Annotated in this window: 10 protein-coding genes; 7 read left to right on the top strand and 3 right to left on the bottom strand. The window is 64.6% G+C overall.

The window, feature by feature from the left end:
- Window positions 1–30 precede the first annotated feature (30 nt).
- Window positions 31–483, top strand: coding sequence for a 3'-5' exoribonuclease (locus RUH75_RS08375; protein ID WP_313804330.1), 453 nt, complete (start codon window positions 31–33; stop codon window positions 481–483).
- A gap of 48 nt (window positions 484–531) precedes the next feature.
- Here the strand turns inward: RUH75_RS08375 and RUH75_RS08380 are convergent, their stop codons facing one another.
- A complete protein-coding gene (locus RUH75_RS08380; RefSeq protein WP_313804333.1) occupies window positions 532–1266 on the bottom strand; it encodes a helix-turn-helix transcriptional regulator in 735 nt (244 codons plus the stop codon).
- Between the two features lie 177 nt (window positions 1267–1443).
- Here RUH75_RS08380 and RUH75_RS08385 point away from each other — a divergent pair, with 177 nt between their 5' ends.
- Together RUH75_RS08385 and RUH75_RS08390 are read left to right on the top strand one after the other, a co-directional pair.
- On the top strand, window positions 1444–3561 hold the full coding sequence (locus RUH75_RS08385; protein ID WP_313804336.1) for a marine proteobacterial sortase target protein: 2118 nt from the start codon (window positions 1444–1446) through the stop codon (window positions 3559–3561).
- Window positions 3558–4151 (top strand): sortase domain-bontaining protein, encoded by a 594-nt coding sequence (locus RUH75_RS08390; protein WP_313804338.1) that lies wholly within the window; start codon window positions 3558–3560, stop codon window positions 4149–4151. The genes RUH75_RS08385 and RUH75_RS08390 overlap by 4 nt, the downstream gene beginning before the upstream one ends.
- 147 nt (window positions 4152–4298) lie before the next feature.
- On the opposite strand, the gene RUH75_RS08395 is transcribed toward RUH75_RS08390, so the two are convergent.
- Window positions 4299–5216, bottom strand: coding sequence for a tetratricopeptide repeat protein (locus tag RUH75_RS08395; protein ID WP_409592340.1), 918 nt, complete (start codon window positions 5214–5216; stop codon window positions 4299–4301).
- Between the two features lie 177 nt (window positions 5217–5393).
- Between RUH75_RS08395 and RUH75_RS08400 the strand changes: the two genes are divergently transcribed.
- Genes RUH75_RS08400 through RUH75_RS08415 form a run of 4 tightly spaced genes read left to right on the top strand, consistent with a single transcriptional unit; the run spans window position 5394 to window position 11551 of the window.
- Window positions 5394–7907, top strand: a complete 2514-nt coding sequence (locus RUH75_RS08400; protein ID WP_409592341.1) for a cyclic nucleotide-binding domain-containing protein — start codon at window positions 5394–5396, stop codon at window positions 7905–7907.
- The gene (locus RUH75_RS08405) at window positions 7907–8776 is read left to right on the top strand and encodes a hypothetical protein (RefSeq protein WP_313804347.1); all 870 of its coding nucleotides are present in this window, start codon (window positions 7907–7909) and stop codon (window positions 8774–8776) included. Before RUH75_RS08400 ends, RUH75_RS08405 begins: the two co-directional genes overlap by 1 nt.
- A gap of 8 nt (window positions 8777–8784) precedes the next feature.
- On the top strand, window positions 8785–10686 hold the full coding sequence (locus RUH75_RS08410; protein ID WP_313804350.1) for a cytochrome c3 family protein: 1902 nt from the start codon (window positions 8785–8787) through the stop codon (window positions 10684–10686).
- 16 nt (window positions 10687–10702) lie between these two features.
- On the top strand, window positions 10703–11551 hold the full coding sequence (locus RUH75_RS08415) for a phosphodiesterase (protein WP_313804353.1): 849 nt from the start codon (window positions 10703–10705) through the stop codon (window positions 11549–11551).
- Between the two features lie 118 nt (window positions 11552–11669).
- Here RUH75_RS08415 and RUH75_RS08420 read toward each other — a convergent pair whose 3' ends face one another.
- A complete protein-coding gene (locus RUH75_RS08420; protein WP_313804356.1) occupies window positions 11670–11975 on the bottom strand; it encodes a DUF5076 domain-containing protein in 306 nt (101 codons plus the stop codon).
- Window positions 11976–12826 lie beyond the last annotated feature (851 nt).

The raw sequence follows: 12826 nt of genomic DNA on the forward strand, positions 1-12826 counted from the left end.
GGCACCGACGCACGGCGTCAAAGGGGAAAGATGCGCTATTTCCTCGACACTGAATTCAACGGCTTTGAAGGCGAACTCATCAGCCTCGCGCTCGTCCCCGAATATGGCGACCAGGACTTCTACGTCTCGTTCCCATTGCCCGCCGACATACATCCCTGGGTGGCGCAAAACGTGATCCCCAATCTCCGCTTCGTGCCGCCGGGCGTCGACCATCAGTTGAATCGCCTGGATGCGGCGCGACATCTGGAGGCCTATCTGGCCAGCGATCCCGATCCGCTGATCGTGGCGGACTGGCCGGACGATCTCGCCCATTTCTGCGCGCTTCTCGTGACCGGCCCTGGTGATATGATCGCCCTCGACGGACTTCGCCTGGAACTTCTCAACGGCGTGGGTTTCAGCGCCGCCGCCAACAGCAGGGTGCCGCATAACGCCCTTCACGATGCTCACGCGCTCAAGGATTTTTGCCTGAACTCGGCCATCTGACCGATTCGACGCCTGACATGGCGGTTTCGGCGCCCCACCAGGCGACGGCTATTGCCGCCACCGACAAAAATCGTCCTGCAAGGCCCGGTCGAGAATCGCCTTGCAGGCATCGAACATGGGATCGCCCATCCCGGTCACGCCCATGGCCAGGCCGGCAAGCTGCGCCTGCGGCACGAAAGCCACTGGACAGGCGACCGGCACCAGCTGCGATCCTGCCCCGACCTGAAGCGTGGTCAACAGGCCGAACATATGCCCATCGCGCGTCGGCCGTCCCAGAATGATCAGGCGGTGCTGCCCGGATTCATTCGTCGCCAGATAGATATGCCCTGACAGATTGGGCATCGACACATGGCCCGACTGAGCGAAAGCCCCGTCGGCCCGGTCGGATTCGGCAAAGCCCAGATGCCCCGCCTTCTCATCCCAGGCGATGCGCGTGCGATAGGCGATCACCGCGCCCGGCGTCCCGAAACTCGCGCGCAGGGTGACATAATCCTGTTCGATCCAGTGCACGGCGGCGCGGCTATAGGCGCCCATGCTTTCGGGCGCGAGGTCCCGTCCGCCTGCCGGTGGACCCGTAGGTCGCAGCGGCGCGCCCAGCACTTCCTCGATCCGGACGATGGTGGCAAGGGTGAAGGGCCGGCTGCCCGACAATGCCTTTTCCAGCGTGGAGAGGCTGATCCGCGCCATGTCCGCCAGCGCCTGCCGCGACATGCGCCGCCGCGCCAGTTCCTCGCGCAGACGGGCGGCGACGGCATCTCCCTGCTCCAGCCCCTGATCCGACATGCTGCCCCCTGACCGACAATTGCGTACAAATACGCACAAAACCGCACAGGCCGTCAAGCCTTCCCGCATCTTTCCAGACGGATGCGCGGATCATGGCGGAAAGCGGCATGGCTTGCCGATGGCTGTCCGGGATGCCGGCTGATTATTGGAAAATCTCCCTCGAAAGGAGTGACCTCCATGCCCGCCTTCCCCTTCCCCAGCCAGTCTCGGCACCGGCTACTTCTGGGCCTGACGCTGCTGCTTGGCCTTGTCGCGCTTGTCTTTCTGACCGACCGCCTCTGCGCCTCCGATGTGGAGGCTGATGCCGGCGCCATCGGCAGCGGCACGCTGATGCTGCGCGGCAAGGGCGTGGCGACCGCCCTGCCTGCCGTGAGACTAGGCACCGACATGGACGTCACGGTCAGCGGACAGATCGCCCGCGTCCGCGTGACCCAGGCCTTCCGCAACAGCGGCAATCAGTGGATGGAGGCGACCTATCTCTATCCCCTGCCCGATGACGGCGCGGTCGACAGCCTGAAAATGGTCGTCGGCCAGCGCGTCATCATCGGCCATATCAAACGCCGCGAGGAAGCCCGCGCCATATACGAAAAGGCCCGTGACGAGGGCAAGAAGGCCGGACTGGTCGAATCCGAACGCCCGAACCTGTTCCGCAACAGCGTCGCCAATGTCGGCCCCGGCGAAACCGTGCTGATCGCCATCGAATATCAGGCGCCGGTCCGGCAACTGGGCGGCGAATATGCCCTGCGCCTGCCTCTGGTCGTCGGCACCCGCTACACCCCGGCGCAGACCGCTGCCGCCGACGCAGCCCATGTCTCCGCACCCCTCGCCCATCCCTCGCTCGGCAAGGACATCAACCCCGTGTCCATCACCGTCCATCTCGCGCCCGGCTTCAGGCCCGTCAATCTCATCAGCCCCTATCACCGCATCGCCGTGGAACAGAACGGCGCCGAAGCCCACACCATCCGCCTCGCAGACGGCCCAGTGCCCGCCGACCGCGATTTCGAACTGCGCTGGCGCTCGGCCAGCGCCGATCCGACCATCGGCCTGTTCCGCGAGCAGCACGATGGCGAGGGCTATCTGATGGCCGCCATCACCCCGCCCAGCCGCGATCCCGCCCATGCTTCCCCGCCCCGCGACATGACATTCGTGATCGACAATAGCGGCTCCATGGGCGGCGCCTCCATGGATGCGGCCAAGGCCAGCCTGCTCTATGCGCTTGGCACGCTGCGCCCGCAGGACCGGTTCAACATCGTCCGCTTCGACGACACGATGACCCGCCTGTTCAACGAAAGCGTCGCCGCCTCCCCCGACCAGATCGCGCTGGCCCGCCGCTTCACCGAGGGGCTGGAGGCCAATGGCGGCACCGAAATGCTGCCCGCCCTCACCGCCGCGCTGGAGGATAATATGCCGAACGACAGCCATTTCGTCCGGCAGATATTGTTCCTGACCGACGGCAACATTTCGAATGAAAAGGAAATGATGGCCACCATCGCGGCCAAAGGCGGGCGCAGCCGCATCTTCATGATCGGCATCGGCTCGGCCCCCAACCAATATCTGATGCGCCGCATGGCCGAAGCGGGGCGCGGCACCTTCACCAATGTCGGTTCGGGCGAGGAAGTCGCCGCGAAGATGACTGCCCTGCTGGACCGTCTGACGGCGCCCGTCGTGCGCGAATTGAAGGTCAGCGTGGAGGGCGCCCCGCTCGACCTGACGCCGCGCCGCCTGCCGGACCTTTATGCCGGGGAACCGCTGGTGCTGCTGGGCAAGGGCAAGACGCTGTCGGGCAAGCTCACCGTCTCCGGCCTGATCGGCGGCAAGCCATGGTCGCAGAGCGTGGACCTATCGGACGCGATCGACAGCCCCGCCGTCGCCAAACTCTGGGCCAATCGCCGCATTGCCGATGTGGAGGCCGCGCGCTGGGCTGGCGAAACCAATGACGCCACCGCCGACGAAGCCATTGCCCGGATCGGCCTCGCCTACAGCCTCGTCACCAGCCAGACCAGCCTTGTCGCGGTGGACGAAACCCCCGCCCGTCCCGACGGCGCCAGCCTGACCCGGGAGGAACTGCCGCTGCTGCTGCCCGCCGGCTGGGACTTCGACGTCCTCTTCGGCGGACAGGCAGCCAAGCCCGCGAAGCGGGGCGACATGCAGCCTGCGGAAAGTGCCGAAACCATGGACCTGCCCCAGACCGCCACCGGCTATGCCGGACTGATCGGGCAAGGCCTGCTGTTCCTGACCCTGGGTCTGGGCGGCCTCGCCCTGCGGCGTCGGGCATTGCGGGAGGCACGGGCATGATCGCCGCTGTCCCCTTCATGAAGGGAGGGCGCGCTTTCGGGCGCGCCCTCCCCAACGCGCTGCTGATCGGCCTTTGCGTGATCGGGCTGGCCTTTGTAGCGCGCGGCGCGCTGGTCCCGGCCAAGGCCTGGATCGCGCAAATCCTGCTCGACCGCGCTTTCGATCAAAGTCTTTCACAGCATCGCGCGATAAAGCCATGGTTCTGGGCCGATATGGCGCCAGTCGCCCGGATCAGCCTGCCCCGCCTTGGCGTCAGGGAGATCGCGCTGTCGAGCGGTTCGGGTCAGGCCATGGCCTTCGGTCCGACGCTCATGCCCGTCCGCAACCCGCATGTCAGCATCATGGCCGCCCATCGCGACACCCATTTCGCCTTCATGAAGCAGGCGCGCAAAGGCGATGTGGTCGAAGTGCAGGCCGTGGACGGGCGGACGCAGCGCTACCGCATCACCGGATTCCAGATCATGCGCTGGGACCGCTTCGCCTATCCGCGCGATCCGGCGCGGCCGGTGCTGGCGCTCACCACCTGTTATCCATTGGGCGTGATCGGACACGGTCCATTGCGCCTGGTCGCATGGGCAGAAGCAGAATAGCCCAGCAAGCCTCCGTGCTCCTGCGAAGGCAGGAGCCCAGTTCTGCCGTCTGAGCATGATCATGAGGGGGGACTGGGTTCCTGCCTGCGCAGGAACACCGCAAGATTGTACGATGCGCGCGTTCAAGCAAACAAAAGCCAGCGCCGCTCAAACCCCCGGCACGCCCAGAATCCGCGCTTCATCCCTGATGCGCCCCGCCTGCGCCGGATTCGCCGCCTTCGCCTGCGCATAAGCCGACGCGGCCTTCACCGTCTCGCCCAGCGTCATGCGACTGCGCATCAGCATGATCCAGCCGTCGACATTGCCCGGATTCGCCTTCAGCTTCGCCTCAAGCCCCGAAACCATCCCCTCGACCATGGCATCCTGCTGCCCCTTGGGAAGCTGCGACGCGGCCTGCATCTGCTCCCTCGACGGCCCCGGAATCGCGGCCGCCGCCACCGACATGCCGCCGCCCATGGATGGATGGGGCGCAATCGGCTTCACCGCCGCCAGCCGTCCGGCGACGTCGATCCCGTTGATCTTCCCCACCTGCTCGATCGTCCGGCGCAGATCGGCCTCCCATGGCGCGCCCGGCGGCGTGTCGGTCAGCAGCGCCAGCCAGTCGCGGATCGCGCCCTCATGATCCTTGGCCAGGTCCTTCCGCACGGCCATGAAATAGCGCGCCCGCGGGTCCTTGGGATCGATCGCGATCGCCCTGTCGAACGCGGCGGCGGCTTCCCTTGGCATGGGATCATGCTCGCTCGCCATCGCCGCCGCTTCGCCCAGAGAGGACCAGAAGGTCGCATTGCCCGGCACCAGCTTCGTCGCATGGCGATAGGCGCGCACCGCATCGGCATGGCGGCCGTTCTCGAAATAGGCCCAGCCGAGCATCTGCCAGCCTTCGGCATCATTGGGATTGGCGCCGACCCGGTCCTGAAGCCCCCGGATGACCGATTCGGGATCGCCCGGCTGCTGCGCCATCGGGGATGAAGGCAGCGCCGGTTCGTTCGCTGCATTGAGCGCCGCGTCGGGCATGTGCAGCACATTATAGCCGATCGATACCGCCGCTATGCCGACCGCGCCCATCAGCACGACACGCCCCAGACCCCAACTCATTTTTCTTTTCGCTCCCCGACTGATCCCCGGCAACTCCTCTCTAGCGTGACGCTGCGGAAATGATAGAGTGCCGGCCGGGACACGCATCCGGGCTGGCTAAGGTCCGGAGCACAGGGGTATTTTGGGGGACAATCATTGACTGACCGCGTGCGTATCGCGATCGTCGGATCGGGGCCGGCGGGGCTGAGTGCGGCTGCGCGCGCCGCGCAATTGGGGCTTTCGCACCTGCTGATCGAGAAGACGGACCATCTGTCCGACACCATCTTCAAATATCAGAAGGGCAAGCATGTGATGGCGACGCCCAGCCAGCTCGTGCTGCGATCCGACTGCGATTTCGATGCGGGGAAGCGCGAATCGATTCTCGACCGCTGGAACGCGCAGGCCGCCGAACAGGGCGTGAACGTCGCCTATAATGCAGAGGTGAAGGCGATCACCGGCACCGGCGACCCCATCACCGGCAGCATCCAGAAGATTGTCGAGCGTAAGCGCGACGGCACCACCGAAACGAAGGAAATCCAGCGCCTCGCCCCACCCTACCGCCTGACCTTGAGCGACGGGCGAGAGGTCATCGCCGACGCGGTGATCATGGCGATCGGAACGCAGGGCAACCCCAACCTCATGCGCGTTCCGGGCGCTGAGCTGCCTCATGTCCAGTACCAGCTGGACGATCCGGCCGAATATAATGACGAACATATCTTCATCGTCGGCACCGGCGATGCGGGCATCGAAAATGCGCTGGGCCTCGCCGCCGATGAGGCGCAGGGCAATGTCGTCACCATCCTCAACCGATCGACCGAGTTCGCCAGCGCCAAGGCCGCCAATGTCAAGGCGCTGATGGCCGCCGCCGAAGCGGGCCGCCTCACCATCATGACCGAGGCGACCACAGCAAGGATCGAGTCGGGCTTCATCACCCTCGACAGCCGCGATGGCGAGGTGAAACAGAAGTGCGACCGCCTCATCGCGCGCATGGGTTCGGCCCCGCCGCGCGCCTTCGTGGAAAGCTGCGGCATCGAATTCACCAGCGGCGATCGCCTTGCCTTCCCCAAATTGTCGCCGGTGTTCGAAAGCACCGCCCCCGGCATCTTCGTGATCGGCGCGCTGGCGGGCTATCCGCTGATCAAGCATTGCATGAACCAGGGCTATGACGTCGTCGAGTTCATCAACGGCAATCGCGACCTGAAACCCGCCGACGAACCGATATTGGCCGCGAAATTCGCCGCCCTGCCGGAGAAGAAAGGCGTATCGGAATGGCTGGAGTATCTGCGCTCCAACGTCTCCATCCTCGAAGGTCTTTCACCACTCCAGATGCGCGAATTCATGCTCGACAGCGAGGTCAGGGCCTATCGCAAGGGGGAGGTGATCTTCGAGAAATTCGATCCCGGTTCCTCGCTTTTCGGAATCGCGGGCGGGCAGGCGCTGGTCGAGATTGGCCCGGACGCGAACGTCCCCATCGACCAGGGATCGATCTTCGGAGAGGTCGGCCTCATCTCCGGCCGCCGCCGCGGCGCCACGGTGCGCGCGGGCACGGATTCCATCATGGTGGAGGTGTCGCGCACGGCGGCGCTGAAGCTCATGTCCTCCAACCCTCCGGCCAAGCGCGCCATCACCCGCATCTCGACCGAGCGGCAATTGCTGCAACTCTTCGGCGCGGGCCTGACCCCGGCGGACCTTTCCGAAGTGCTCGACACCGCCGAAATACAGACCGTCAAGGCCGGCGAGCATGTCATCACCGAAGGCGACCTTGGTACCGACATCTATGTGATCCGCGTCGGCTCGATGATCGTGGAGAAGAAGATCGGGGGCAGACAAGTCTTCCTCTCCTACCTCCCCGCCGGTTCCTATGTCGGCGAAATGGCGCTGATCGCAGGCGGCCCGCGCACCGCCACGGTGAAGGCGACGGTCAAATCGGAAGTCATCAGGCTGAACGGCGACGCCTTTGCCCGGCTGATGGCCGCCAAGCCCGCCCTGCTGGAACGCGCCCGCCGCGACATGGCCGCGCGGCAGGACGTCAACGCCTTCATCGAAAGCCGCAAGGACAGCTTTTCCACCGTCGTCGACATGTATTCGGAAACGGCGAAATTCCTGGTCGACAACGGTATAGGCGAAGCGACCGACGTGCTGCTGATCGACGAACATCTCTGCGTCGGTTGCGACAATTGCGAGAAAGCCTGCGCCGACAGTCATGACGGCCTCTCCCGCCTCGACCGGGAAGCGGGCCGCACCTACGCCCATCTCCACGTGCCTACCAGCTGCCGCCATTGCGAGCATCCGCATTGCATGGCCGACTGCCCGCCCAACGCCATCCATCGCGGCCCGGATGGCGAGGTCTTCATCGATGAAACCTGCATCGGCTGCGGCAATTGCCAGCGCAATTGCCCCTATGGCGTCATCCGCATGGACAGCGTGCCGCCGAAAAAGCCCGGCCTGCTGAGCTGGATGTTCTTCGGCGCGGGACCGGGCCCCGGCGAACCGTCGAAAAAATGGCGCTACAAAAATGCCGAACCCGGCGTCGAAAAGCCCAAAAAGGCGATCAAATGCGACATGTGCTCCGGCATTGAGGGCGGCCCCGCCTGCGTGCGCGCCTGCCCGACCGGCGCCGCCATCCGCGTCGCGCCGGAGGATTTCCTGACCGTCGCCCGCCTCGACAGGGAGGCGAACTGATGGCGACACGCGCCCCCCGCCGCGCCAAGGGTGAAGTGCTGCACGACGGCTTCCTGCGCCACGCCGGCTTCCGCTGGCTGAAGATCGCGACGCTGATCTGCCTGCTCTCCATCGCCAGCTACATGCTGGTGGACGTCACCCCGCATCATAATGGCGGCAGCTGGTACGGCTACGCCATGGGCACGATCGGCCTGCTGCTGATCCTGTGGCTGACGCTGCTCGGCCTGCGCAAGCGGGCCATGACGCGCGGCCGCTGGTCGCTGAAGGCATGGACCTCCGCCCATGTCTATCTCGGCCTCAGCCTGATCGTCATCGCCACGCTGCACACGGGTTTCCAGCTGGGCTGGAACGTCCACACCCTGGCCTATGCGCTGATGATGCTGGTGATCCTGTCGGGCATGTTCGGCATCACCGTCTATGCGACCCTGCCCGCCGCGCTCAGCAACAACCGCGCCGAAATGACGCAGGTGCAGATGCTGGACGCCGTGCGCGCCATTGACCGCCAACTCCATGACGCCGCCCAGCCCCTGCCCCACGACAAGGCCGTTCTGGTCCGCCAGTCGCTGGAGCAGGACCCCTTCGGCGGCAGCCTGCTCAATCGCCTGTCCGGCCGCTACCCACGCTGCGCCACGGCAAGGGCGCAGGCCGCGCTGCGCCACTGGACCGGCGACCAGCCCGATACCGGCAACGATCCGCTGGAAAAGATCGACGCCCTGCTGGAACGCAAACAGGCCATGCTGGCGCGCCTGAGGCGGCATCTCAAACTCAAGGCGCTGCTGGAAATCTGGCTCTATGTCCATGTGCCCGCCACCCTTGCCCTGCTGGCTGCGCTGACCGCGCATATCGTCAGCGTCTTCTTCTACTGGTGAGCGCGCAGATGAGCTTTCTAGTCCGTCAGATCAGCCTCACCGCCGATGGCCGTGAGATCGTCCGCGCCGCCACCCTGTCCAAGCCCCAGCTTTCGCTGGGCCGGGCGGCGGAGAATGACATCCACCTTCCCGATCTGGCGCTGGAGCCGAACCACGCCCGGATCGAGCAGGTCGATGACCGCACCATCCGCGTCCGCGCCACCGGCACGCTCGGTTTCGACCTCGACGGACGCACCGTCCTGCGCGCCGAGATCGACCCGGCCAAAGGCGCGGAGTTACGCTTCGGCGGCCATCGCATCACCGTGTCACGAGGCGATGACGGTGCCACCATCCTCTCCATCCGCCGCGTCGACGCCGTATCCGAGGCGTCGGAGGAAAAGGAGGAAAGCAGGGTCTTCTCCCTGCGCGGCCTGCTGCTGGGCAAGCGGCTGACGGCATGGGGCCTGGCACTGGCGATCCTGATCGGCTTCCTTGCGATTCCGATCTGGAGCTACGCCAGCCGTCCGGCGAACGACACGCGCAACATCTACAGGATGATGGGCGACAAAAGCTGGTCCTCCGGCCCCCTCAGCCAAGCACATCACGCGCTCGAGGGCCGCTGCGAAACCTGCCACCAAAAGGCCTTCGTCTCGGTCCGCGATTCCGCCTGCCAGACCTGCCACAAAAACGTCCACGACCACGCCCCCGCCGCCCGCATCGCCATGGCCCGCGCGCAGCCGGGCCTGGGCGGCCAGTTCCTTGGCCATGTCGCCGCCGCCTTCGGCAAGCCACCCGAAGGCGCCTGCGTCGATTGCCACCGCGAACATGAGGGCGCAGGGCCAATGCAGCCCGCCCCCCAAGCGTTCTGCACCGACTGCCACGGCACGCTGAAGGATCGGCTGAAGGACAGCAAACTCGGCAATGCGGAAGATTTCGGCACCAGCCACCCGCAATTCTCGGCGCTGGTCCAGACCCTGCCGGGAAAGCACCCCCGCTTCTCCCGCGCCTCGCTCGATACAAAACCGCTGGACGATAGCGGCCTCAAATTCCCGCACGACATCCATTTGTCCGCGACCGGCGGCGTCGCCAAAATGGCGCGCACGATGAAGGCGCAATATGGATTTGGCGACGCGCTCGCCTGCAAGGATTGCCACAAGCCGACCGCTGACGGCACGCGCTTCCTGCCGGTGAACATGGAACGCGACTGCCAGATGTGCCACAGCTTGGCCTTTGAGACGATCGGCGGCACGATGCGCACGCTCCGCCACGGTCAGCCCGATCAGGTGGTCGCAGACCTGCGCGCCTATTATCGCTCGACCGGCCCGGCCCGGCCCGTGGCACTCGGTGGCATGACGCGGCGACGGCCCGGCGACTATGCACAGGGGCAGCTCTACCACGCCTGGTTCGGCGCGGTGGCGGCTCGTCCCTCCCGCGCGGATGAGGCCATCAGGGCGGTCTTTTCCAGGGGCGGCGCCTGCTATGACTGCCACACGGTCACCGCGCCGGGCACCAACGGCCAGCCGAGCTGGCAGGTGCTGGCGGTGCACCAACCCATGCGCTATATGATGAACGGCTGGTTCGACCATGCCGCGCACCGCACCGAAAAATGCGAAAGCTGCCACGCCGCACCCAAATCGCATGACGCGAAGCAATTGCTGCTGCCCGGCCTCGACAGTTGCCGCACCTGCCATGGCGGGGAGAAGTCTAAGGCCGACGTGCCCTCGGGCTGCGCCATGTGCCACAGCTATCACAGCGGCGAAGGCGCCCCATGGGCACCGGCTGCCCGCTCGACCAAGAAGGATGAGGCAGACCGGCCGAAAGAGCTTGACCGCCCAGGCCTACAACGTGTTCCTGCGAAGGCAGGAACCCAGTCCAGCCGCCAGAACTGGGGTCCTGCCTTCGTAGGAACACGCGGCCGCTTGGATACATGAATGGGGAGCAAGACCAATGCTGATCGCACAGGTCACGGACATCCATCTGGGGTTCGACCCCGACAACCCCGCAGAGTTCAACCGCAAGCGGCTGGATCAGGTGCTGCGCGCCCTGAACGAGGGTCCGAACCGCCCCGATCTGCTGCTGGCAACCGGCGACCTCACCGATCACGGAGACGCGGACAGCTATCGCCGCCTCGCCAACGCGTTCGGCCAGTGCGATTTCCCGGTCTGGCCCTGCATGGGCAATCATGACGACCGGGCGAATTTCGCCGCCCATTTCCCGCACATCGGCCAGGAGGACGGCTTCGTCCAATATGTCATCCCGCTGGAGGGACGGCGGATCATCATGCTCGACACGCTGGAGCCGGACCGCCACGGCGGCGCCTTTTGCGAACGCCGCGCGGCATGGCTCGCTGCCCGGCTGGACGAGGACACCGACACGCCGACGCTGATCGTCATGCATCATCCGCCGGTCGAAGTCGGCATCGACTGGATGAACACCCATCCCGAAGAAGCCTGGGTGACGCGCTTCACCGCCACGGTCGCTAACCGCCCCAATATCCAGGCGATCCTCTGCGGCCACATCCACCGCGCGATCACCGCGCCATGGAACGGCACGACCATCGCCATCTGCTCCTCAACCGCGCCCCAACTCGCGCTCGACCTGCGCCCCATGGACCCCGAAGCCCCCGACAACCGCCCCATGATCGTCGCGGACGCGCCTGCTTACGCGCTGCACCGCTGGACGGACCATGGCCTGATCACGCATTTCGAGACGGCCGACGATCATGTGATGCTGGCAAAGTTCGATCCGGGAATGCAGCCGCTGGTGCGCATGCTGATCGACGAGCGGCCAGCCTGAACGGGTAGCCTTCTGCCATTTTTCTCCTCGTCACCCCGGCTTCCATAGGAATGACAGGGATGGGTGGGGAGCGGACTGACGGGTTTCGAATTTAAAGAGGCAAAAGCAGACTCAGTCTTCAGTCGATGAAGCGTCCGGATATAGGAGACGTTGGCTCTTCTAGTTCGGACGCAAAGCTCCTGAAAATCTCGCGCAGGGCTACATCGCGGTCACGAAGCCCCTCTTTAGCAAGCGCTTCCGCGAGGTGCTTGGCCACATCAGCCAATATGATGCCCCATGCTGTATCCTCGGGTATCGGGCCGTTCTCTTCGTAGACGCCAACCTTCAATGAGCAATGCAGCTTTTGCTCAGCAATCCATACGCGGAGAGGCTCCCAAGCAGCGGCGTCGCGTAATGCAGCAGATGGTATCGCTCGTTCGTCCATGGTCGCTCCAATTCACCTCGACTACTCATCACATGTCGTTAGATCGGCTACAATCAGGAAGTCATTGCGCTGCCCTGAGCGGCAACAAATGGTCGCCTGCGGCTATTCCTCGGTCCACCCGACATAGCAATCGTCTTGAATCAACGCCACCAGCGTTCGGCCGTCTTTTCCTTTGAACCCAACCACACCAGCGTAACCATGTCCTTCTGTGTGCACCGCAACGTTGCTGGCGAAATTCGCTCGATATGAGGCCGTCGAGCGGGAAAGCATCTCCTCCTTACGATCCTTCGCCAGTTCAACCGCTTGCTGCCACGGCAAGCTCTTACAAGATGGCGAGGGTGAACATGCCGAAAAAAGGCCAACGGTGGCGACGAGGGACGCATAATGAGGCTTCACTCTGGCGTCCTGACACAAGTTGGCAAGCAGGGCCAGTGGCCGCACTGCTCACCTTGGAGGAATGGTGTGCGTCCGGTTCTGGAAAGCTCGATTTCATTCCTGACCGACAAGAAATGGTCGTCATTCACCTTTACGGACCAATCGATTTACCAGCCACCGAACCGCAAGCCCTGTGGTGAGCGCAACCAGCGCAGATGGCATCATGACATGGGACCAAAAGCCCTTACCGCACGGAATATCTGGTGCGCAGTCACCCAAGGCCTCGACCATTAATAAGATGGTGAAGATCGGAAGCGTGATGAGAAGCGAAAAACCGCAGCCCCACTTGCCGCCACGCGTTCCACCACCCCGGTATCTGCCATCATCCATTCGTCGATATTACCCAGCGAGCGAATGTCCGCTAGGCTGTAGTGACGATTTAATCATTTGAGCCATAGCATGATGCTTGCGAGCTT

Source organism: Sphingobium sp., from assembly GCF_032153725.1.
Taxonomy (GTDB): Bacteria; Pseudomonadota; Alphaproteobacteria; order Sphingomonadales; family Sphingomonadaceae; genus Sphingobium.